This is a genomic window from Streptomyces sp. NPDC003300 (genome assembly GCF_040610915.1).
Classification (GTDB): domain Bacteria; phylum Actinomycetota; class Actinomycetes; order Streptomycetales; family Streptomycetaceae; genus Actinacidiphila.
The window spans coordinates 42,653-64,016 of sequence record NZ_JBEXNE010000027.1 but is presented as its reverse complement, the minus strand read 5'-3'; the positions used below and the strand labels follow the sequence as shown (position 1 = coordinate 64,016).

General features: G+C 72.5%; 17 protein-coding genes, 1 tRNA gene and 1 riboswitch. Of the genes, 6 read left to right on the top strand and 12 right to left on the bottom strand.

Features of this window, described 5'->3' with window-relative positions:
• The first annotated feature begins 98 nt into the window (after positions 1-98).
• The 3 genes from ABZX65_RS30155 to ABZX65_RS30145 all read left to right on the top strand — a co-directional run bounded on the left by ABZX65_RS30155 (position 99) and on the right by ABZX65_RS30145 (position 3,637).
• Positions 99-1,151 (top strand): SGNH/GDSL hydrolase family protein, encoded by a 1,053-nt coding sequence (locus ABZX65_RS30155; RefSeq protein ID WP_355346950.1) that lies wholly within the window; start codon positions 99-101, stop codon positions 1,149-1,151.
• Positions 1,152-1,290: 139 nt separating this feature from the next.
• Positions 1,291-2,520, top strand: coding sequence for an acetyl-CoA C-acetyltransferase (locus ABZX65_RS30150; protein WP_355346947.1), 1,230 nt, complete (start codon positions 1,291-1,293; stop codon positions 2,518-2,520).
• Between the two features lie 388 nt (positions 2,521-2,908).
• Positions 2,909-3,637 (top strand): hypothetical protein, encoded by a 729-nt coding sequence (locus tag ABZX65_RS30145; protein WP_355347028.1) that lies wholly within the window; start codon positions 2,909-2,911, stop codon positions 3,635-3,637.
• Between the two features lie 64 nt (positions 3,638-3,701).
• Here the strand turns inward: ABZX65_RS30145 and ABZX65_RS30140 are convergent, their stop codons facing one another.
• Complete coding sequence (locus ABZX65_RS30140) at positions 3,702-4,025, bottom strand: hypothetical protein (RefSeq protein ID WP_355346944.1); 324 nt, start codon at positions 4,023-4,025, stop codon at positions 3,702-3,704.
• 122 nt (positions 4,026-4,147) lie between these two features.
• On the opposite strand from ABZX65_RS30140, the gene ABZX65_RS30135 reads away from it, so the two are divergent.
• A complete protein-coding gene (locus ABZX65_RS30135) occupies positions 4,148-4,381 on the top strand; it encodes a DUF4287 domain-containing protein (protein WP_188285479.1) in 234 nt (77 codons plus the stop codon).
• 98 nt (positions 4,382-4,479) lie between these two features.
• Here ABZX65_RS30135 and ABZX65_RS30130 read toward each other — a convergent pair whose 3' ends face one another.
• Positions 4,480-5,382: a Bax inhibitor-1/YccA family protein gene (locus ABZX65_RS30130; protein WP_355346941.1), complete on the bottom strand. Its 903-nt coding sequence runs from the start codon at positions 5,380-5,382 to the stop codon at positions 4,480-4,482.
• Positions 5,383-5,488: 106 nt separating this feature from the next.
• The gene (locus ABZX65_RS30125) at positions 5,489-7,468 is read right to left on the bottom strand and encodes a hypothetical protein (protein ID WP_355346938.1); all 1,980 of its coding nucleotides are present in this window, start codon (positions 7,466-7,468) and stop codon (positions 5,489-5,491) included.
• 231 nt (positions 7,469-7,699) lie between these two features.
• On the opposite strand from ABZX65_RS30125, the gene ABZX65_RS30120 reads away from it, so the two are divergent.
• Positions 7,700-8,569 (top strand): bifunctional DNA primase/polymerase, encoded by an 870-nt coding sequence (locus ABZX65_RS30120; protein ID WP_355346935.1) that lies wholly within the window; start codon positions 7,700-7,702, stop codon positions 8,567-8,569.
• 408 nt (positions 8,570-8,977) lie between these two features.
• On the opposite strand, the gene ABZX65_RS30115 is transcribed toward ABZX65_RS30120, so the two are convergent.
• The 4 genes from ABZX65_RS30115 to ABZX65_RS30100 all read right to left on the bottom strand — a co-directional run bounded on the left by ABZX65_RS30115 (position 8,978) and on the right by ABZX65_RS30100 (position 15,432).
• Positions 8,978-9,063 (bottom strand) — tRNA-Leu (locus ABZX65_RS30115).
• 274 nt (positions 9,064-9,337) lie between these two features.
• Positions 9,338-10,657: a cyclopropane-fatty-acyl-phospholipid synthase family protein gene (locus tag ABZX65_RS30110; RefSeq protein WP_355346932.1), complete on the bottom strand. Its 1,320-nt coding sequence runs from the start codon at positions 10,655-10,657 to the stop codon at positions 9,338-9,340.
• 311 nt (positions 10,658-10,968) lie between these two features.
• Positions 10,969-12,357, bottom strand: coding sequence for an NAD(P)/FAD-dependent oxidoreductase (locus tag ABZX65_RS30105; protein ID WP_355346929.1), 1,389 nt, complete (start codon positions 12,355-12,357; stop codon positions 10,969-10,971).
• Between the two features lie 333 nt (positions 12,358-12,690).
• On the bottom strand, positions 12,691-15,432 hold the full coding sequence (locus tag ABZX65_RS30100) for an NACHT domain-containing protein (protein ID WP_355346926.1): 2,742 nt from the start codon (positions 15,430-15,432) through the stop codon (positions 12,691-12,693).
• 442 nt (positions 15,433-15,874) lie between these two features.
• Between ABZX65_RS30100 and ABZX65_RS30095 the strand changes: the two genes are divergently transcribed.
• Positions 15,875-16,642, top strand: coding sequence for a class I SAM-dependent methyltransferase (locus ABZX65_RS30095; RefSeq protein WP_355346923.1), 768 nt, complete (start codon positions 15,875-15,877; stop codon positions 16,640-16,642).
• Here the strand turns inward: ABZX65_RS30095 and ABZX65_RS30090 are convergent.
• From ABZX65_RS30090 to ABZX65_RS30070, 5 genes are all read right to left on the bottom strand, one after another.
• Positions 16,639-17,649 (bottom strand): Ppx/GppA phosphatase family protein, encoded by a 1,011-nt coding sequence (locus ABZX65_RS30090; protein WP_355346920.1) that lies wholly within the window; start codon positions 17,647-17,649, stop codon positions 16,639-16,641. The genes ABZX65_RS30095 and ABZX65_RS30090 overlap by 4 nt on opposite strands.
• The gene (locus tag ABZX65_RS30085) at positions 17,646-18,248 is read right to left on the bottom strand and encodes a DUF501 domain-containing protein (RefSeq protein ID WP_355346917.1); all 603 of its coding nucleotides are present in this window, start codon (positions 18,246-18,248) and stop codon (positions 17,646-17,648) included. Before ABZX65_RS30085 ends, ABZX65_RS30090 begins: the two co-directional genes overlap by 4 nt.
• A 41-nt stretch (positions 18,249-18,289) precedes the next feature.
• Positions 18,290-18,784: a septum formation initiator family protein gene (locus ABZX65_RS30080; RefSeq protein WP_355346914.1), complete on the bottom strand. Its 495-nt coding sequence runs from the start codon at positions 18,782-18,784 to the stop codon at positions 18,290-18,292.
• 138 nt (positions 18,785-18,922) lie between these two features.
• A complete protein-coding gene (gene eno, locus ABZX65_RS30075) occupies positions 18,923-20,203 on the bottom strand; it encodes a phosphopyruvate hydratase (RefSeq protein ID WP_355346911.1) in 1,281 nt (426 codons plus the stop codon).
• Between the two features lie 168 nt (positions 20,204-20,371).
• Positions 20,372-21,100: a transglycosylase family protein gene (locus ABZX65_RS30070; protein WP_355346908.1), complete on the bottom strand. Its 729-nt coding sequence runs from the start codon at positions 21,098-21,100 to the stop codon at positions 20,372-20,374.
• A gap of 3 nt (positions 21,101-21,103) precedes the next feature.
• Positions 21,104-21,287: riboswitch (cyclic di-AMP (ydaO/yuaA leader) on the bottom strand.
• Positions 21,288-21,364: the final 77 nt, after the last annotated feature.

Genomic DNA, 21,364 nt, shown 5'->3' with positions numbered 1-21,364 from the left:
CCCTGACGGGGCACCAGGTTCATGTACCAAGTAACCAGGACCGATACGCGTGCGTACACGCAGTAGGCCGGTGGAGTCAGTGGGAGGTGACCGGCTCGATGTCGAGGGCGAGGGTGGCACGGCGGATCGCGACGGCGGCGGCGTTCGGAGGCGGCGGCATCAGCCTGCTGGGCGGGGCCGCGATCGGGGTGCTGCTGACCGAGGCGCGGCTGGCCAAGCGGATGGTCGGCGGATCCGGCGCGGTCGCGCCGCGGGCGGACGGGAGGTACGGCTCCGCGTTCGCGCACCGGACCGGCGAGACGCCGCTGCGATTGGGCTTCCTGGGTGATTCCACGGCGGCGGGTCAGGGCGTGCGCCGGGCCAGGGAGACGCCGGGCGCGCTGCTGGCCTCCGGGCTCGCCGCGGTCGCCGAGCGGCCGGTGCAGTTGGTGAACGTGGCGCTGCCCGGCGCGCAGTCGGACGACCTGGCCCGTCAGGTGACGCTGCTGCTGGAGTCGGGCGCTCCGGTGCCCGAGGTCGTGGTGATCATGATCGGCGCCAACGACGTGACGCACCGGATGCCGCTGGCCACCTCGGTCCGGCTGCTGTCGGACGCGGTACGGCGGCTGCGCGAGGCGGAGTGCGAGGTGGTCGTGGGCACCTGTCCCGACCTGGGCTCGGTCGAGCCGGTCTACCAGCCGCTGCGCTATCTGGCCCGCCGGATGAGCCGCCAGCTCGCCGCCGCGCAGACCATCGCGGTGGTGGGCCTGGGCGGCCGTACGGTGTCGCTGGGCGCGCTGCTCGGCCCGGAGTTCGAGGCCAGGCCGCGCGAGCTGTTCGGCCCCGACAACTTCCACCCGTCGGCGGAGGGCTACGCGACGGCCGCCATGGCCGTACTGCCGACGTTGTGCGCGGCACTGGGGCTGTGGCCGGACACCGACGACGAGCGGCCGGACGCGCGCCGCGGCGAGGGCTTCCTGCCGGTGGCCCAGGCGGCGGCCGAGGCGGCCTCCGAGGGCGGTACGGAGGTCACGGCGGCGCGGGGCGCGGTGTCCGGTCCCCGCGGGCGCTGGGCGCTGATCAAGCGGCGCAGGCGGCGCGGACTGCCGGCGGAGGACGAGCGGCACCCGGAGGCGGCGGCCGAAGGGGTGGGAACGGGCGGAGCCGGGTAGGACCAGCCACGGAGCGGGGTAAGCAAGCGCTCAGAAAGAGGCCCGCATCACAGGCGGTCTCTGATGACTCGCTGCGCTACGTGGCGGTAGCTTCCCCAGGAGTCCCGAGAATCCCGCAGCCTCGACGAGGAGTGTCGCGATGCCAGAAGCCGTCATCGTCTCTGCCGCCCGTTCGCCCATCGGGCGCGCCTTCAAGGGGTCGCTGAAGGAGCTGCGTCCCGACGACCTGGCCGCCACGATCATCAGGACCGCGCTGGACAAGGTCCCGCAGCTCGACCCGCGCCAGATCGACGACCTGATGCTGGGCTGCGGTCTGCCCGGCGGCGAGCAGGGCTTCAACATGGGCCGGATCGTGGCCGTGCGGATGGGCATGGACCACCTGCCGGGCTGTACGGTCACCCGCTACTGCTCCTCGTCGCTCCAGACCACGCGGATGGCGCTGCACGCCATCAAGGCCGGCGAGGGCGACGTCTTCGTCTCGGCCGGCGTCGAGATGGTCTCGCGGTTCGCGAAGGGCAACTCCGACAGCCTGCCCGACACGATGAACCCGGTCTTCGACGAGGCCAGGGCCCGTACCCAGCAGCGCGCCGAGCAGGGCAGCGCCGAGCTGGGCGACTGGCACGACCCGCGTGAGGACGGCGCGGTGCCGGACGCGTACATCGCGATGGGGCAGACGGCCGAGAATCTGGCCCAGCTCAAGGGGATCACCCGGGAGGACCAGGACGAGTTCGGCGTGCGGTCGCAGAATCTGGCCGAGGAAGCGCTGAAGAACGGCTTCTGGGAGCGCGAGATCACGCCCGTCACGCTGCCCGACGGCACCGTGGTGTCCAAGGACGACGGTCCGCGGGCCGGGGTGACGCTGGAGGGCGTACGGGGCCTCAAGCCGGTCTTCCGCCCCGACGGCACGGTCACCGCGGGCAACTGCTGCCCGCTCAACGACGGCGCCGCCGCGCTGGTCGTGATGTCCGACACCAAGGCGCGCGAGCTGGGCATCACGCCGCTGGCCCGCGTGGTCTCCACCGGCGTGTCCGGACTCTCCCCCGAGATCATGGGCTACGGCCCGGTCGAGGCGTCCCGGCAGGCGCTGTCGCGCGCGGGTCTGTCGGTCGGCGACATCGACCTGGTCGAGATCAACGAGGCGTTCGCGGCGCAGGTCATCCCGTCCTACCGCGACCTGGGCATCGACCTGGACCGGCTGAACGTCAACGGGGGCGCCATCGCCGTCGGCCACCCCTTCGGCATGACCGGCGCCCGCATCACCGGCACCCTCATCAACAGCCTCCAGTTCCACGACAAGCAGTTCGGCCTGGAGACGATGTGCGTCGGCGGCGGCCAGGGCATGGCGATGGTCATCGAGAGGCTGTCGTAACGCGCCGTCGAAGCCCGTCATCCGGCCATTTTGTGACCTTCCGTGATCACTCGGCTTCGTAACGCACAGTTGTGACGTAAGTCGCAATCAAATCGCCCCCAGGATGTGATTTTTCCTGGGGGCGATGCGTTTTCGCAGGTCAGAACGGTCATACCCGGATGGCCTAGGACGACAGACCCGGCCAATTCGTGACTTTCCGCACTGCAAAGGCCAGGGGTTTACCGGCAGAGTGTTGGGAGGGGAAAGTTTCACCCACCGCTTCGGTGGGCATTGCTCGGGTCGCGCGTCAGTCGGGAGAACGTCAGTGAGCGCCAACTTCACCGTCCTGCTGGTCGCCGCGGGTATCGCCGTGGCCGCGGGTTCCGCCGCCCTGCTCTCCGCTCGTGGCATGCGCCGCGAGCTGTCCGCCCTGCGTCAGGACCTCGCCGGTCTGAGTGTGCCCGGACCGCGCGCCTCCGCCGGGGACATCAGGTCCGCCGTCGCCGACGCGCTCGCCGACGAGCGGGAGCGGGAGCTGGCCGAGGCCCGTGCCTTCTGGGCCGAGCAGGAGGCCCGCGAGACCGCCACCGACGGCACCTTCTTCCGCGGCGGCGTCTACGGCGCCGGCGCCGAGGGTCCCGCGGCCGGTGACTACGAGGTCCCGCCGGTGCTTCCCTACCTGCCCCGGCAGGCCGACCTCGCGGGCCTCGAGGCGGCCGGGATCGAGACGGGCGGCCTCGAAGCGGCCCACGAGCCCGAGGCGTCGGAGGCGACCCTGCCGCTGCCCGGCACCTTCCCGCACCCCTCGGGTCCCGACTACGCGCCGTCCCCGGTCGTCGCGTCCCAGGACCAGACCGCCGAGCGCCTCGCCGACCTCGCCGACGGCCGCGTCCCGCTGACCGACGTGCGCCCCGGACCGCTCGGCACCCTCGACGTGTACGTCTTCGCCGACGGCACCACCTTGTGCATGACCCCCGGCCACCGCGAGACCGCGGTACAGCTCTCCGACGCCCTCGACCGCGGCGAGGTGCCCGTGCTGCGCGGCGGCTCCGCGATAGCGGGCGCGTACGCGCTCACCTTCGCGTACGGCGACGAGAGCGTGTACGTACTGGCCGACCGGGTCGTGGCCTCGCTCTGAGGCGGACTCGCTCCAGGGCCGGACCCGCTCCACAGCGGGACGCCGGTTTCCGGCCCTGACGGGCTCAGCCGATCGCCTTCGCCGCCGCCGACACCCGCTGGAGGGCCGCGGCGCACACCTCCGCCGTACCCGCCGGGTCGGCTTCCAGGGCCGCCGCCAAGTCATTGCCCGCGACGGCCAGTTGATCACCGACGGTGAAGACGCCGTCGTCGGGCAGCTCGTACGGCTCCCGGCCGGGGAACTCCAGCGCCTGCGCCTGCCGCGCCAACCACCGTGCCAGCGCGAGCCCTTCGGCCGCCGCGCCCGCCTGGAGGCGGCGCTGCGGAAGCGCCCGCAGCCGTCCCGCGAGGCGTTCGACGGAGGGGCGCAGAGGAGTGCGATCGGCCATGGTCGTGACCCTACCGGCGCGCGCGGACCGGGATCGCACCCATATCCGCACGTCCGGGGTGGTTGCCAACGGGGGAAGGCTCGGGCACGGTGGGGTAACCGGACCACCTACCGGAGGCGCCGATGTCCCAAACGCACTTCTCCGCCGAGACCCACCGCAATCTGCTGGACCGCATCCCGCACTGCACAGGCCGCGAGGTCAGCGACTGGCTGAGAGACCTCGCCGACGGCCCTTCGTTCTTCCGCTTCGACGACAAGGTGAGCTGGCTGCGCAGCGAGCACGCCCTCTCCTACGGCCACGCGAAGGCCCTCGTCCACGAGTACGACCTGCGGCGGGCCGCACGTAATCTGATGTAGCGCCCGCCAGGCCCCGCCCCCTCCCTCCACAGACACCGACGGGCCGCCGGGAAGCGACGCTTCCGGGCGGCCCGTCGCGATGACGCGGACCGTGTGCGCTAGTCGCGCAGGATCGAGAGCAGCCGCAGGATCTCCAGGTAGATCCAGACCAGCGAGACGGTCAGGCCGAAGGCCGCGAACCACGACTCGTTCTGCGGGGCGCCGAAGCGGATGCCGTCCTCGACCTGCTTGAAGTCCAGGGAGAGGAAGAAGGCGCCGAGGCCGATGCCCAGCAGGCAGAAGACGATGCCCAGCGGGCCGGTGGTCAGGCCCAGGCCGTTGCCGCTGCCGAAGGCGTAGAACAGCAGGTTGACCACCATCGCCAGCAGGAAGCCGACCGCGATGGCCATGCCGATCCGCGCGTAGCGGGCGGTGACCCGGATCAGCCGGGTCTTGTACGCGAACAGCATGCCCGCGAAGACCGCCATGGTGCCGAGCACGGCCTGGACGGGCGCGCCCTGCCACCGCTCGTTGTACATGTTGCTGATGACGCCGAGGAAGACGCCCTCGAAGATCGCGTACCCCAGGATCAGGGCCGGCATCGGGGTGCGCTTGAACGACTGGACCATCGCCAGCACGAACGCGATCAGCGCCGCGCCGATGGCCAGGCCGTAGCTGTCGGGCAGCGCGAACCAGCCGAGGATCGCGCCGAGCACGACCACGCCGAGCGTCATCGCGGTCCGCATGACGACGTCGTCGATCGTCATCCGGCCGGTCTGCGCCGGACCCGCGGCGGGACCGGCGTACATCTCCTCCATCTGCTCGGGGGTGAGGGGCTGCCCGTCGGCCGCGTACGGGTTCCCACCCTGTTGGGGCTGGGCGGCATACGGGTTCCCCGCTGGCTGCCCGTAAGGGTTTCCGCCCTGCTGCCGGGCACCCTGGGCGCCCTGCGCACCGAATCCGGCGTACGAGTCCCCGCGGGTGAATCCCCGCCGGGAGAAGACCGGGTTGCTGCTCCTCATTTCACTCCTCCAAGACCGCGTGCTGCGGCTCCGCTTGCGTCAAGAGTAATGGCTTGGCAAAAAGCCGAGCTACGCCTGGAGGAGGATCTTCCCCCAGGACGGACCCTCAGTCACGTCGGCGCCGGAAGAGTCCGCGGCGGGGCGGACCCGCGGCGGCGGTTTCCGCGGCCGTTTCCCGCACGGCTTCCGCTTGTTCGCCTTGCTCGCCCTGTTCACTGTGTTCGGCTCGTTCGGCTCGTTCGCCTTGCTCGGCGTGTGCGTCCGAGCGGCGGACGGCGGCCAGCAGGTCACGGGCGAGGCTCGTATAGGTGTCGTCCAGCCAGGGGCAGAGCAGCACCAGGCGGCACAGCGAGCCGAGGACGGTCACCTCGCGGGTCTGGTACGCCTTCGCCGCGTCCAGCATCCGTTCGGTCAGGCGCAGGCCGACGTCGGCGCGGACGGCCGGGTCGCCCCAGGCGGTGGCCACCATGGCGAAGGCCGCCGTCTCGTTGACCCAGTCCTCGGGGCCGTGCAGCAGGTCGAGCAGGACCGCGCGGCGCCGGGAGTCCTCCCACGGCTCGTCGGCCCGGTGGTGGGCCACGCCCAGGCAGGCGAAGGTCTGCACGGCGCGAATCCACAGCTCGGGGCGGTGGTCGCGCAGGAAGCGGCCCTGGTCGTCGTCCGGCGGCTGCGGCGGGTGGGCGAGGACGCCGAGCAGGTCGTCGAGGCCGAGCCCGGCCAGCCGCACCGCGTGGTCGTACGCGGCGGGCAGGTGCGGCCAGCTCACCGAGGCGGTGTCCTGGACCAGCCCCGCGGCCTCGGGCGACGGCGGCGCGACGGCGGGCAGCGCGGCCAGGCCCTCGTACCGCCAGATCCGGACGGCGACCTCGGCGGTCGGCTGCCGGGGGTCGGGGTCGCCCGCCGCGTCGTTGACGAGCGTGCCGCCGGGCAGCGCGAGGGCGAAGGCGAGGGCGGCGCTCGGCGGTTCGACCGCGGAGGCGGACAGCTTCGCGCCGCCGCCGGACCGGATCGCCTGCGCGTCGGGGCTCTCCAGGATCTGGTGCAGGACGTTGACGGTCGCCTCGGTGGCGCTGTCGACCACGCCGAGCCACGGCTGCCACTCGCTGTGCCGGGCCAGGACGGTGCCCGCGTAGGGGTGGTCGGGGTGCTCGCGCAGGTGGTCGGTGAGGGCGACGAGATGGGCCGGGTCGCCGTCGGCGGCGTAGCGGACGCCGTGCACGGCCGGGGCGGCCTGCGGGTGCCGCGGGTCCGCGGTGACGGCCCGCTCGGCCCACGCCAGGCCCTGCTCGGCGCGGCCGGTGACCGCGTACAGCTCGGCGATGTCGACCATCAAGGAGAGGTCGGAGTCGTCCCTGGCCATCTCCTCCTCCCAGACCCGCAGCGCCTCGTCGGGGCGGCCCGCGGCGCGCAGCGCGTAGCCGAGCATGACGCTGGGCACGTGTCCCGGCTGGACCCGGCCCGCCTGCCGGGCCCAGGCGATGGCGCGGTCGTGGTCCTCGAAGCGGCGGGCGAGTCCCGAGCCGATGGCGGCGAGCTGCGCCTCGTCCGGGTGGCGTTCGACCACCGCGCGGGTCAGGTCGTAGAAGGGCCGCAGCGCGTCGCGGGCGTGCTCGGGCACGGGGTCGGGCAGCGCGCCGCCGACCGCGCGGGCCAGCGCCTGCGTCATGACCTGCGGCGGCAGCAGTTCGGGCAGCCGGTCCTGGGTGAGCCAGGCGACGTGCGACCACGGCCGGTCGTACTCGGCGCGTACGGCGGCGGCGATCAGGCCGACCGCCTCGGCCCACTCGCCGCAGGCGGCCTGGAGGTGCGCCCGGCAGACGACGGCGCCGATGTAGGGGTGGTCGAGCGGGAAGAGGTCGAGCGCGGCGCGCGGGCCGCCCGCGCGGGTGGCGAGTTCGGTGAGCGCCTCGTGGGTCTCGGGGAGCAGCGGGTCGATGGCGACGGCGTTGCCCAGATGGCTCGCCGCGTGCGGCAGGTCGCCGCCGTCCATGATCAGCCGGGCCAGTGCCGTCTCGCCCTCGGCCGCCAGCCGTTCGTCACCGCCGCCCGCGCACAACTCGGCGTCCCCCGCGTGCAGTTCGTCCATCTCTCCCGCCCCTCCGTCGCGGCGTCGGCCCGCCTGGGGCCGGACTCGGACAGCTACGACCTGTCCGCGCCCGACCGTAGTACCCGCGCGTGTCGAACACGGTCACCGGGGTGTCACGGGCGTGACGCGGAACGCACCGCCACACCGGCTCGCGCAGTGGACGGTGGGCGCCGCGCGCGGTATTACTTGAGGGTGCAGACGAACACACGTTCGAACGTCAGGGAGCAGGCCATGCCACGCCCCGACCACACCCGCGCGCTGCACGCCGCCCTGCTCACCGCGGCGCGCGGCCTGCCGGTGATCCCGCTGTCCCGGACCAAACTGCCCGCCATCCGCTCACCGCACCGCGACGAGCCCCGTACGAGTGACTGCCGGGGCGCGTGCGGGCGTCCGGGACACGGTGTGTACGACGCGAGCACCGACCCGGCCCGGATTCGCTCCCTGTTCGCCGCCGCGCCCTGGGCGACGGGGTACGGGATCGCCTGCGGCCGGGCGCCGCACCATCTGATCGGCCTCGACCTCGACGTCAAGCACGGCGCCGACGGCGTCGCGGCGCTCACCGCCCTGGCCGCCGCCCACGGCTTCGCCGTGCCCGACACGGTCACGGTGCTCACCCCCAGCGGCGGACGCCACCTGTGGCTGACCGCGCCGACGCAGGTCCCCAACTCGGCGGGCCGCCTGGCGCCGGGCATCGACGTGCGCGGCGAGGGCGGTTACGTGGTCGGCCCCGGCTCGCGTACGGTCGCGGGCCGCTATCTGCTGGCGCCGGGCACCGCGGGCCATCCGCTGGCGCCCGCGCCGTCCGCGCTGCTGCTGCTCGCCGCGCCGCCACCGCCGGTCGCGCCGCCCCGCGATGCCTCCGCGCCGCGCCACCCCGCGGAGAAACGTGCCGCCGCGCTCGTCCGCTTCGTCCTGGATTCACACGAAGGAGAGCGCAACGGCCGGTTGTTCTGGGCCGCGTGCCGGGCGTACGACGCCGGTCTCGGCGAAGCGCTGGCACCGGCGCTGGTGACGGCGGCGGTGCACACCGGGCTGAGCGAGCGCGAGGCGGCGGCAACGGTGGCCTCGGCGGCCCGCCCGCGTACCTCCCCGCACCCGTAACCCCGGAACGAGGCACCCCGACACCCCGACGCCCCGGCACCCCGGCGGCTCCATCTGCCCTCCGGCACCCCGGCGCGGGGTGCGGACCTCGCACCGGTCGGGTCGTACGGCTGCCGACCGGCTGCCCGCGACCGGGGTACGCACCGGCCTTCCCGGGCATGACGTGTACACCAGCTCACACCATGGGGGCCCGCATGCTGCACATCCTGATCGTCGCCGCGGTCATCGCCGCCATAGTCATCGCCATAGCCCTGGCCGTCACCGGCCGCCGCGGCCGCATCCGCTGAGGCCCGCCTCACGCGGGGGGGGCAGCGCCCGTCGGCTCCGGGGGGCGTGGGGGCACCGTGCTGGCACGGTGCCCACCGGGCGGTCCTCTGGGTGGAGCGGGGTCACCGCCGGTGAGGGCGGTGGTGCCCGGAGCCGGACTTGAACCGGCACGCCCCCGAGGGGCAGCGAGGTTTAAGCTCGCCGTGTCTGCGTTCCACCATCCGGGCCGGCGAGGCGCAGTGAAAAGCGTATCGGGGTTGGAGATCCCGAACAGGGCGCCCAACCGGCCATGTTGTCTTATTTTAGGGGTTACTGACGGGGTGTTAGTACGAGTTCCAGGGTTCTTGGGCTGAACAGGCACCGTTCACAGCAGTATCAGTCGCCACGCACAAGTGACGCGAAATCGCTCTCCGCGACCGGATCTCGCCCTCCGCGCTCAGCCGGGCCCGCTCAACTCACCTCAGCACCACCCAAACCCAACCGGACTCAACGCAACCGGGCTCAGCTCAGCCACGCCGTGCGGGTCGCGGGCATGCCGGGGTCGCCGTCGGGGGCGGTGCGCACCGCGAGGACCTGGTTGACCCCGATCCGGTTGCGCTCGAAGGCCAGCGCGGAGGCCGCCATGTAGAGCCGCCAGACCCGGGCGCGCCCGGCCGACGTGGCCCGCGCGGCGGCGCCCCAGGCGTCCTCCAGATTGCGCACCCAGGCGCGCAGCGTGCGCCCGTAGTGCTCGCGCAGCGCCTCGACGTCCCGCACCTCGAACCCGGCCTCCTCCAGCCGGGCCACCGTCGACCCGACCGGCGCCAGCTCCCCGTCGGGGAAGACGTACCGGTCGATGAACTCGTCGATGCGGTACGACTCCTCGTCGCGCAGCGGGCGGCGCGCGATCTGGTGGTTGAGCAGCCGCCCGCCCGGCCGCAGCAGTCCGTACAGCGCCTGAGCGTACTCGCGGTAGCGCTCGCTGCCGACGTGCTCGGCCATGCCGATGGACGAGATCGCGTCGTAGGGGCCGTCCTTGACGTCCCGGTAGTCCTGGACGCGGATGTCGATACGGTCGGTGAGCCCGGCCTCGGCGATCCGCTTGCGGGCGAAGGCGGCCTGCTCGGTGGAGAGCGTGACGCCGGTCGCGTGGACGCCGTAGTGCTCGACGGCGTGCAGCACCATCGACCCCCAGCCGCAGCCGACGTCCAGCAGCCGCATCCCCGGCCGAAGGCCCAGCTTGCGGCAGACCAGGTCGAGTTTGGCGGACTGCGCCTCCTCCAGCGTGGTCTTCTCGCCCTCCCACACCGCGCAGGAGTAGACCATCGAGGGGCCGAGGACCAGCGAGTAGAAGTCGTTGCCCACGTCGTAGTGGTGGGCGATGGCCGCCTTGTCGCGGGGCCTGCTGTGGGCGATGCCGGTACGGCGGCGGACCTCCTCGGGCGGCGGCGGGGGCGGCAGCCCGGGCCCGGCCAGCGCGAGGGCCGCGCGGGCGACGCGGTAGTTCGCCGGGTCGCGCAGGACGCCCGCGGTACGGCGCACGGCGGCGGCCGTACTCTGCGCGGGCCCTTCCTCGCGCTCCCAGAACAGCCCGGACAGCAGGCCGAGCGCCTCGTAGAAGTCGCCGTCGACATCGAGGTCGCCGGAGACATAGGCGCGGGCCAGGCCCAGCTCGCCGGGCTTCCACAGCAGTCGGCGCAGCGCGCGGCGGCGCCGGATGACGAGGACGGGGGCGCCGGGCGGCCCGGCCTCGCTGCCGTCCCAGGCGCGCACGCGCAACGGGAACGGAGTCGAGAGGGCGTGGTCGGCGAGTTCGACGATTCTGTGAGCCGCGTCAGCCATGCTTCCGAGCGTACGACTGAAAGACAGTCTCCGCTGACGAATCTACGTTGCGGATACATGCATTTTTTCCGGGCCGCTCACCGGCGGCGGCGCGGGCGCCGCGCGGCGGAAGCGGAGGACGCCGCGCGAGTGCGCGGGACGGGCGGCGAGGCGCCGCCCGACCGGCTCTCGGCGGGACGTCCGGCGGCTCGGGGGCAGGCCGCGCGGGCAGGTCCCGGAAACGGCGCCGGGTACGCCGAAGGGCGCCCGCACCACGGATGGCGGGCGCCCTTCGGACGGTGCAGCGGGTGCGGCGCGCGCGCCGCGGCGCGTCAGGACGCCTTGGCGGGTTCCGCCGTCTTCTCGGCGGGAGCCGGCACCGCCGCGGCCGGAACCGGAGCGGGGCGGGCGGCCTCGTAGAACTCCTCGCGCGGGTTCTCGATCGCGCCGAGCGAGACGACCTCGCGCTTGAGGAACATGCCGAGCGTCCAGTCGGCGAAGACCCGGATCTTGCGGTTCCAGGTCGGCACGGCCATGCCGTGGTAGCCACGGTGCATGTACCAGGCCAGCCGGCCCTTGACCTTGATCTTGGCCTTGCCGAAGACGATCATCGCGACGCCCTTGTGCAGGCCGAGACCGGCGACGGCGCCCTTGTTCGCGTGCTTGTACTCCTGCTGCGGGAAGCCGCGCATTCCGGAGACCACGTTGTCGCCGAGCACCTTCGCCTGGCGGAGCGCGTGCTGGGCGTTCGGCGGGCACCAGGCGCCCTCGCCCGCGGCGAGGTCGGGGATCTGGGCGTTGTCGCCCGCGGCCCAGATGTAGTCGCTGCCCTGCACCTGGAGGGTGGGGGCGGTGTCCACGTGACCGCGCGGGCCCAGCGGCAGACCGAAGCGGGCGAGCGCCGGGTTGGGCTTCACACCGGCCGTCCACACGATGGTGGAGGCGTCGACCTCCAGGCCGTTGGCGAGCACCACGTGCTTGTCGACGCAGGACTTCATCGACGTGCTGAGGTAGACCTCGATGCCGCGCTCGCGCAGGTGCTCCAGGCCCCACGTGCCGAGCTGCGGGCCGACCTCGGGGAGGATCTTGTCCGCCGCGTCCACCAGGATGAAGCGCATGTCCTCGCGCTTCACGTTCGGGTAGTACTTGGCCGCGTCGCGGGCCATGTCCTCGACCTCGCCGATGGTCTCCGCACCCGCGAAGCCGCCGCCGACGAACACGAAGGTCAGCGCCTTGCGGCGGATGTCCTCGTCGGTCGTGGAGTCGGCCTTGTCGAGCTGCTCCAGGACGTGGTTGCGCAGGCCGATCGCCTCCTCCACGCCCTTCATCCCGATACCGTTCTCGGCCAGGCCGGGAATCGGGAAGGTACGGGAGACCGCGCCGAGCGCGATGATCAGGTAGTCGAACGGCAGCTCGTAGGACTCGCCCACGAGCGGCTCGACCGAGGCGACCTTGCGGTCCTGGTCGATGTCGACGACCCGGCCGGTGAGCACCTCGGCCCCGGGCAGGACGCGTCGCAGCGGGACGACGACATGCCGCGGGGAGATGCTGCCGGCGGCAGTCTCAGGAAGGAAGGGCTGGTACGTCATGTACGAGCGCGGGTCGACGACTGTGACGGTCGCCTCGCCGTACCGCATCTTCTTCATGATGCGACGCGCCGCGTACAGGCCGACGTAACCGCCGCCTACTACGAGGATCCGTGGACGCTCCGTGGTGCTCATGGCGACAAGTATTCAGCACGTCCCAGGGGGGTGCTCGTGAGCCCCTTCACAAGGTACTGGACACCCTGTGCTATCCTGCCCGGCTTCATGACCAGGGCCTATCTGACCTGCGCGGACTCCTCCGCACCGCCCGCTCCGGCCACCGCCTCTGAGCAGCGCTGATCGATCACCGCTCATCCGTCGTTCCGACGCCCGTCACACCGCCGAAACACTCTCCCGCCAAGGATTCAGGGGGTTTGACACGCGGTCACCTTGGAAAATTTGGGCCGCGGGGCGGGAACTTCATGTGAAGAGTTTCACAAAGCTTTTCCGGAGGAGGGTCCTCCGGCCGGGTCATCCGGCCCCCGTGCGGGTGAAGACGTGGGTCGTCCGGGTCCCCGGCGCGGCCTCCATCGTATGGGTCCAGTGCAGGAAGCCGGCCTCCTGAAGCTGCTGGTCGAGCCCGTCGTCGCCGTGGGAGTAGAGCCGGAATTCGGTCAGCGCGGGGAAGCACTCGCGGAGCCGTTTGAGGTAGTCCGCGACCTCGCCGACACCGAACACCATGTCGGACCTGACCGCGAGGACGGACAGCCCCGGAAAGCGCTCCGCCAGCAGCCGCGGATCGAGCGTGGCCGGGGCGGCCCGCACCGACAGCAGCCATACCGCGCGCCGCGCTTCGGCGGGCCACAGCCCCGCCATGCGCCACGCGCTCAGGCCGCAGTCGGGACAGGCGCAGTCGTCGAACCACAGCTCCTGGACGCCCGGCGCCGTCGGCGCCGGGAACCGGTCGTGCCGGACGGAACCGTCGAGCGACAGCACCAGCAGGGCGGGGGGCAACTCGAGGCCGGACAGGCCCGGCTCGGGGTCGACCAGACGCAGTGAGCGCAGATTCCGCAGCCGCCGGACGACCGCGTAGCTGTCGGCGGCGCCGTCGACCGTGAGGTCCGTGACGCCGGTCAGCCGGTGGAGATGGGGCAACTCGTGCGGCCCCACCGTCAGGGGCCCGAGCCAGGACAGTTCGGAGAGCACGACATGGGCGAACTCCGCCGTGTCGAAGTCGGGCCACATGCCGACCAGCCGCCGCTCGGTCTCCAGGTCGGGGACCGCGGCGAAACGGGCCAGCAGCCGCATGGCGGAGGGCCCGCCGACCAGGCGGCAGGTCTCCAGGATCGCCCGCACCACGCCGGGCGCCAACTCGGGCCGGGGGCCGGGCATCTGATCGAGCACCACCTCGCCGAGGTTCGCCAGCGCCGCGGCCTGCGCCGGATTCTGCGGGGGGATCAGCTCCGCCGCCCGCCGTCTCGCCTCGTCGACGACGCGCGGGTCGATCGCGGTGCCGTCGCCGACGCAGTCCACGGCGAGAACGGTCAGCCGCAGCCGGTGGGCCTTGTCCCGACGGGCCCGTTTCAACAGGGACTTGATCAGGTGATCGCGCTCGGAGTCCCGCGCCCGCCCGGACACCATCACCACGACGTCCTGCCACTGGTCCTCGTGCGCGTGCTTGATCAGCAGGGCCAGATCGCCGTCGTTGAGCAGCTGGTCCGCCGCCAGGTACTCCTGGAAGGTGCGGTGCACGAAGTCCACCGAGTCGTGCGCCGGGGCGCGCAACAGCCCCGACCGCTCCAGCAGTTGGCGGGCCACGGCGGCGGATTCCTCGGGGTACTGCGCCGAGTCCGCGAGGTACGCGGCCACCCGCCCGGTGAGCTGGGCGAAGGAGATCTCGGTCAGGTCGTTGCGGATCATCCAGTACGCGAGCCTGCGCAGCAGCATCTCCTGGACTCCGCTGCGCAGCCGCGGGCCCTCCACCGCGATGTTCCGCTGCTGGTCGCGGCGGACCAGCAGCATCTCCAGCGCCGCGTCGTACACCTTGACCCGGTCGTCGGGAAGCTGCATGTCCCGGTCCCAGTGCAGCGCGCAGAGCAGGGCGCACAGCAGCGGGTTCCCGCCGAGTCTGCGCAGCTCGCGCCGCTCGGACAGGCTGCGCACGAGAGCGTGCTCGTACGTCGTCAGGCGCGCCCGTTCCTCCGCGTCCTCGGCGGTGGAACGCATGGTGGTGTGCCAGTGCTCGATGAACTGGTTCTGGTCCGACGGACTCATCGGGGCCAGTTCGAAGGAGGCGAAGCCCATCGGGGCGAGCCAGCGTTCGGTCACCGCCGCCTGCCGCGAGGTGACGACATACCGGCAGTCCGGGTATCCGCTGGTCAACTCGCGCAGCCAGTCGCGGACTTCGTCGCGGCGGCTCGCGGGCAGTTCGTCCACGCCGTCGATCAGCACCAGGCTGTGCGCGGAGTCCAGCGCGTCCCGGACGAAGCCGTCCGGCGCGACGTCGGCGAGCGTCCTGGCCGCGTAGGTCAGGAAGTCCTCGGGGGCGGGCAGCGGCCGTTCGGCGAAGTGCCGCAGCGGGAGGAAGAACGGCGTCGCGCCGTTCCACCGGCCCATCGGCTCCGGCAGATCGCCCCGAATGGCCCCCACGGCAAGCCACTTGAGCAGCGTGGTCTTGCCGGAACCGGCGTCTCCCCTGATCAGCACCCGCTTGGCGGCGTGGATCGCCTCCTGCACGCGCTGGGCGCTGCCCTCGCCCTGGACGGTGAGGCTGATGTACGACGTGCTCATCCGGTAGCGGAAGTCCGAACGGCGCAGTGTCACACCGAACAGCTCCATCGTGTCCAGCAACGTCTCCACGCACGGGTGGTACTTGGCGAGGAACGCCTGCTCGGCCGCGGTGCGTACGGCCGCGGCCGACGGCGCCGGTTCCCCGTCCGCCGCGGCCTTCGCCGTCAACGTCGCTTCCCGCTCGGCCGACTTGGCCCGCACCCACCGCTCGCGGCACTCGCGCCGGACGGCCTCCGCGCGCTCCCGGCCGCCGCCCTCGTGGAGGACGCAGGCCACCGCGATCGAGACGGCGTCGTCAACCGAGGGCAGGCTCTCGCCCTGCAACGCCCGGCCCAGCGTGGACTTGGGTACGGGGCGGCCGCGCGGTACGGCGCCGGTCAGCCGGGCCAGGACGGCCAGCGACGGGTCGCCCGCGTGGGCCCGTAATCGTGCCAGCCACACCGCGAAGTCGGCCGCCGCCGACAGGTCCTCCGACTGATCCATGCCCCGCCGTTCCGGTCTGCCCAACCCTGTCCAGCCCTGCCCGACCCCGTCCAACCCCGTCCAACCCTGTCCAACACTGTCCAGCATCTTCCCGCGTGCTGGAGGCGGTGTCCGCGCTCCGGCTCAACTCGTCACGTACACAGAGAAGAAGGGGAAGGACATCGTGACGGTCATCGAGACGGCGGCGGCAGCCGCGCGGACGGAATTCAGCTGAGAAAGTGTGCCGGCGCTCGCCCCGGGAGGCCCTTCGCCGGGCTTCCGCGGTGCCGCCGGGGACGTGCGGGCGGCCCCCCGGCGGACTCCCCCAGCCGGGTCGGGCCAGGCCCGCAGGCGGCGCGTGAAGGGGTCGCCACAAAGGCTCTGACCTGGGCTTTCATGCCCGATGGGCCTAGCGTTCTCCCTGTCGGAAACGCCGGAGAAGACCGGAGAAGAGGGGGCTGGCGTGGAGCGGGACATCAGGTCGGTGGAGGACGTACTGAGGCTGCTGGACGGGCTGTTCGCCGGGGACGCGGACCGGTGGACGGCAGGGGCCGCCGGGTGGTGGGACGGGTTCTACGGGGACCGGGAACGCGGAGTGCCGTTCTTCGTGGACAAGCCGGACGAGAACCTGGTGTCCTGCCTGGACCGGGAGGTGGTGCGGCCGGGACGGGCGTTGGACCTGGGGTGCGGGCCGGGGCGCAACGCGGTGCTGCTGGCGCGGCGCGGCTTCGAGGTGGACGCCGTCGACCTGTCACCGGCCGCCGTGCGATGGGCGCGGGAGCGGGCGCGCGCGGCCGGGGTGGAGGGAATCCGCTTCCACGAAGGGGACGCCTTCGCGCTGAGCGAGGGCGATGACGGCGACGGCATGGGCGCGGGCACGGGCGCGTTGAGCGGGCCGTACGACCTGGTCTGCGACTCCGGCTGCTTCCACCATCTGCCGCCGCACCGCAGGATCAGCTACCTGGCACTGCTCGACCGCGTGCTCGCCCCCGGCGGCCATCTCGCGCTCACCTGCTTCGCCGCGGGGGCGATGGGCTCGGAACTGCCCGACTCGGACTTCTACCGGGACGCGCGGCTGCACGGCGGCCTCGGCTACACCCCCGAGTCGCTGCGCTGGATCTTCTCCGGCCTGACCGAGGTCGAACTGCGCCGCATGCGCGCCGAGCCGAAGGACTCCCCGCACTTCGGGGAGCCCTTCCTCTGGACGGCCCTGTTCCGCAGAGACGGCTAGGGCCTGTCCCGGCCCGCCGACTCCGCCACGGCGTACGCGATCCCGTCGAGGATGTCGTGTTCGCTGACCACGACCTCCTTCGCGCCCGTGCGCTCCATGATCCGCAGCAGCACCAGCGCGCCCGCGCCGATCACGTCCACGCGGCCCTCGTGCATCACGGGGATCGCGGCGCGCTCGGCGTGGGTGGCGGCCAGCAGCCGGGCGGTGATCTCCGCGACCTGCTCGACGGTGATACGGGAGTGGTGGATCGCGGCGGAGTCGTACGCGGCCAGGCCGAGCGCGATGCCCGCGACGGTGGTGACCGACCCGGCCAGACCCACGAGCGTACGGGCCCGGTCGAGGGGGACGGCGCGGGCCGCCTCGTCCAGGGCGGCGTCGATGTCGGCGCGGATCGCGGCCACCCGGTCGCCGGTCGGCGGGTCGACGACCGCGCCGTCCGCCACCAGGTGCCGTTCGGTCAGACGGACGCAGCCGATGTCGACCGAGCGGGCGGCGGTGACCGTGCCGTCGCCGAGGACGAACTCGGTGGAGCCGCCGCCGATGTCGACCACCAGATACGGCGTGTCCAGGGCCTCGGCACCGGTCAGGCCGCGGGTGGCGCCGGTGAAGGAGTAGGCGGCCTCCTGGTCGCCGCTGATCACCTCGGGCTCGACGCCGAGGAGGGAGACGACTCCGCGTACGAAGTCGTCCCGGTTCTCCGCGTCGCGGGACGCGGAGGTCGCCACGAAGCGGACGCGGTCCGCGCTAACGCCGTGCTCCGCGATCACCTCCGCGTACTCGCGGCAGGCCGCGAAGGTCCGCTCCAGCGCCTCGGGGGCCAGCCGCCCCGTGCGGTCCACGCCCTGGCCGAGCCGGACGATCCGCATCCTGCGGTCGAGGTCGGTCAGCGCGCCGGTCGCGGGGTCGACGTCGGCGACGAGCAGCCGGATCGAATTCGTCCCGCAGTCGACGGCCGCCACGCGGACGGTCGTGCCCCGCGGCCCGTCGGTCGCCGTACCGGTCGTCACGCGGACTCCTCCGTCTCGGGGGCGGTCCCGGTCCCGGTCCCCGTCGCGGTTCCGGTCCCGGTCCCGGTCCCGGTTACGGTCTCCGTCGCGGGGGCGACGCACGGGCCCTTCGCCCACCACTCGGGCAGCATGGCGATGGCCTCGTCGCCGAGCGGGTTCACGCCGGGGCCCGCGGCCAGGGAGTGGCCGACGAGCACGTGCAGGCACTTGACGCGGTCCGGCATGCCGCCCGCGCTGGGAAAGCCCTCCAGGACCTCGATGGCGTCGCGCCGCGCGATGTAGTCCTCGTGGGCCGCGCGGTAGGCCGCGGCCAGTTCCTCGTCCTCGGCGAGCCGGGCGGTCATCGTCTTCATCACGCCGTCGGCCTCCAGCGTGCCGATCGCGGACGCGGCGCGCGGACAGGTCAGGTAGTACAGCGTCGGGAAGGGCGTGCCGTCCTCCAGCCGGGGCTGGGTCTCGACCACGTCCGGGTTGCCGCAGGGGCAGCGGTGCGCGATCGCGCGCAGGCCGCGCGGCGGGCGGCCGAGCTGCGCCGTGAACGCGGCGACGTCCGCGTCGGTGGGCGGGGTGGGGGCGGTGGGCTCGGGGTGCTTCGTCATGGGCCGTTCTAGGTCGGGGGCGGTACGCGGGAAGCGAGGGGTCAGTGCCGGGGCGCGGCGGCGGCGTCGGCGTGGTCGAGGCTGTCCCACAGATTGTCGTACCAGGGGCGGTGTGCGGCGGCCTCGTTCGTCGTCCGGTGGTCGGCGGCGGCGTCCCCGGTCGGGGCCGGCGCCGCCACGTTGTAGCCGGTCTCGCCGGGCAGGACGAAGTGCAGGTGCTCGCGGGCCTGCGTCCGTACGTACTGCGGGTCCTGCCAGCGCGCCTTCTCCTCGCGGAGCTCCTCGACCCGCTGGCGGGCCTTCTGGGCCTCGCGGCGCTGGTCGGCGATGTCGGAGCGCTGGGCGATGTACTGCCGTGTCGGGTAGGCGAGCGCCACGACCAGGGCGCACAGCACCAGGGCGAGCAGCGCCGCGCGGCCGGTGAGCTTGTTGCGCCGCGGCGGGCGCCGCTTGGCCGCCGCCCGGTACACCCGGGCCTGCGCCTCCTGGCCGATGGCCTTCAGCCGGGCCGAGGTGGAGAACCGATCCGCCCCCACGCCGTGTCTCCCCTCGCCGTCCTCGCACGCCGTCGCGTCCACACGCTGCCGTACGGGCGCGCACGCCAGTACGTCCCCGCCCACGGTACGGGACCGGGTGCGGGGACGTACGGAGGCCGGGGCCCGGAAACGGACGGCTCAGTGCTTGAAGCGGGGGAACGCCGAGCGACCCGCGTACACGGCGGCGTCGTCCAGGATCTCCTCGATCCGCAAGAGCTGGTTGTACTTGGCGACGCGCTCGGAGCGGGCCGGGGCGCCGGTCTTGATCTGGCCGCAGTTGGTGGCGACGGCCAGGTCGGCGATGGTGACGTCCTCGGTCTCGCCGGAGCGGTGCGACATCATGCACTTGTAGCCGTTGCGCTGGGCCAGCTCGACGGCGTCCAGCGTCTCGGTGAGCGAGCCGATCTGGTTGACCTTCACCAGCAGCGCGTTCGCCGTGTCGTTGTCGATGCCCTTCTGCAGGCGCTCGGGGTTGGTGACGAACAGGTCGTCGCCGACGATCTGCACCTTGCTGCCGAGCTTCTCGGTGAGGACCTTCCAGCCCGCCCAGTCGTCCTCGAACAGCGGGTCCTCGATGGAGACCAGCGGGTAGGAGGCGACCAGGTCCTCGTAGTACTCGGTCATCTCGGCGGCCGAGCGCTCCTTGCCCTCGAACTGGTACTTGCCGTCCTTGTAGAACTCGGAGGCGGCGACGTCCAGCGCGAGCGCGATGTCCTGGCCGGGCGCGTACCCGGCCTGCTTGATGGCCTCGATGATCAGGTCGAGCGCCTCGCGGTTCGAGCCGAGATTCGGCGCGAAACCGCCCTCGTCGCCGAGGCCGGTGGACAGGCCCTTGGTCTTCAGCACGCCCTTGAGCGTGTGGTAGACCTCGGCGCCCCAGCGCAGCGCCTCGGAGAAGGACTCCGCGCCGACGGGGGCGATCATGAACTCCTGGATGTCGACGTTGGAGTCCGCGTGCGAGCCGCCGTTGAGGATGTTCATCATCGGCACGGGCAGCACATGCGCGTTCGGGCCGCCCAGGTAGCGGAAGAGCGGCAGGTCGGACGCCTCGGAGGCGGCGTGCGCCACGGCGAGCGAGACGCCGAGGATCGCGTTGGCGCCGAGCGAGGACTTGTCGGGCGTGGCGTCCAGGTCGAACATCGCCTGGTCGATCAGCCGCTGCTCGGTGGCGTCGTAGCCGACCAGCTCCGGGCCGATCTGCTCGATGACGGCGAGGACGGCCTTTTCGACGCCCTTGCCCTGGTAGCGGTTCTTGTCGCCGTCGCGGAGTTCGAGGGCCTCGAATGCGCCGGTGGAGGCGCCGGACGGGACCGCCGCGCGGCCGGTGCTGCCGTCGTCGAGGCCGACCTCGACCTCGACGGTGGGGTTGCCTCGCGAGTCGAGGATTTCCCGGGCTACGACGACGTCGATGGACGGCACGAGTGTCTCCTTCAGTCCTTCTGAGATGTCTCTGTCTTTTTCGACCTGAGCCTAACCGTCTTCGGTGTCGCGCCCGGTACCGAGCCCGGACCCTGAGACGGAAAAAGGCCCCGGCCGGGCACGCTCGGGGGAGAGTACGTGCCCGGCCGGGGATCACATCCCGTGGCCTCAGCCCAGGTGCAGGTGCTGGCCCGGGTAGATCAGGTTGGCGTCCTGCACGATGTCCTTGTTCAGGTCGAACAGGTGCTGCCAGCCGCCGGAGACGTGGTGCGCGGTGGCGATCTTGGAGAGCGAGTCGCCGGAGACGACGGTGTACTCGCCGTTGCCCTTGCCGTGGCTCTTGTGGTGGGTGACCGGCGCGGAGGTCTCGGCCGGGGCCGGGGTGCTCTGCTGCTGCGACGGCTGCGAGGAGCTGTCGGAGGAGCCGGTGTTCGAGGAGTCTGAGCTGCTGGAGCCGGAGGAGCTGGAAGAGCTGGAAGACGACGACGAGGAGGAGGACGACGACGGCGACGAGGTGTCGACGTTCGCCGCGGAGCCGCCCGAGGTCAGGTTGCCGGCGCCGGCGCAGGCCCAGGCACCCGGGCCCTGCATGGCGAGCAGCTTCTCGGCGGTGGCGATCTGCTGGTCCTTGGTGGCCAGGTCGGCGCGCGCGGCGTACTGGGTGCCGCCCGCGGCCTCCCAGCTCGACTGCGAGAACTGGAGGCCACCGTAGTAGCCGTTGCCGGTGTTGATGGACCAGTTGCCGCCGGACTCGCACTGGGCGACGGCGTCCCACGTGGAGACGGAGGCGGCGGAGGCGGAGGTGGCTCCGAGGAGCGGTACGGCGATCGCGGTGCCGGTGACACCGGCGAGCGCGGCGATGCGGACGAGCTTGGACGTACGGCGGTGCTTAGCCATGGTTCGTGTCCTCACCGACGCCTGCGAGGTGAGCTGTCGGGTTCGGGCGTGAGTTGCCCGGCCGGATCCGCGACCGCGGATTCCGTGCTTAACCCCGAGCCGGTGCGTTCCGCAGGCTGCGTGCCGTACGAACGTGACCGGCGAAAGACCTTGGGTCCCCCGCTCCTGCCTACGGCGCTTTCGCGTCGACTGTTCCCGTCGGTCGGCGGCAGGACTCGGCGTTCCTGACCGGCGGGGCCCGCTGTGGCGAGCGATGACGACGCT

What these genes read in the sequence shown, in the direction of transcription:
- ABZX65_RS30155 (WP_355346950.1), top strand. Translation starts at nt 99, where the DNA reads ATGTCGAGGGCGAGGGTGGCACGGCGGATCGCGACGGCGGCGGCGTTC.
- ABZX65_RS30150 (WP_355346947.1), top strand. Translation starts at nt 1,291, where the DNA reads ATGCCAGAAGCCGTCATCGTCTCTGCCGCCCGTTCGCCCATCGGGCGC.
- ABZX65_RS30145 (WP_355347028.1), top strand. Translation starts at nt 2,909, where the DNA reads ATGCGCCGCGAGCTGTCCGCCCTGCGTCAGGACCTCGCCGGTCTGAGT.
- ABZX65_RS30140 (WP_355346944.1), bottom strand. Translation starts at nt 4,025, where the DNA reads ATGGCCGATCGCACTCCTCTGCGCCCCTCCGTCGAACGCCTCGCGGGA.
- ABZX65_RS30135 (WP_188285479.1), top strand. Translation starts at nt 4,148, where the DNA reads ATGTCCCAAACGCACTTCTCCGCCGAGACCCACCGCAATCTGCTGGAC.
- ABZX65_RS30130 (WP_355346941.1), bottom strand. Translation starts at nt 5,382, where the DNA reads ATGAGGAGCAGCAACCCGGTCTTCTCCCGGCGGGGATTCACCCGCGGG.
- ABZX65_RS30125 (WP_355346938.1), bottom strand. Translation starts at nt 7,468, where the DNA reads ATGGACGAACTGCACGCGGGGGACGCCGAGTTGTGCGCGGGCGGCGGT.
- ABZX65_RS30120 (WP_355346935.1), top strand. Translation starts at nt 7,700, where the DNA reads ATGCCACGCCCCGACCACACCCGCGCGCTGCACGCCGCCCTGCTCACC.
- ABZX65_RS30110 (WP_355346932.1), bottom strand. Translation starts at nt 10,657, where the DNA reads ATGGCTGACGCGGCTCACAGAATCGTCGAACTCGCCGACCACGCCCTC.
- ABZX65_RS30105 (WP_355346929.1), bottom strand. Translation starts at nt 12,357, where the DNA reads ATGAGCACCACGGAGCGTCCACGGATCCTCGTAGTAGGCGGCGGTTAC.
- ABZX65_RS30100 (WP_355346926.1), bottom strand. Translation starts at nt 15,432, where the DNA reads ATGGATCAGTCGGAGGACCTGTCGGCGGCGGCCGACTTCGCGGTGTGG.
- ABZX65_RS30085 (WP_355346917.1), bottom strand. Translation starts at nt 18,248, where the DNA reads ATGACGAAGCACCCCGAGCCCACCGCCCCCACCCCGCCCACCGACGCG.
- ABZX65_RS30070 (WP_355346908.1), bottom strand. Translation starts at nt 21,100, where the DNA reads ATGGCTAAGCACCGCCGTACGTCCAAGCTCGTCCGCATCGCCGCGCTC.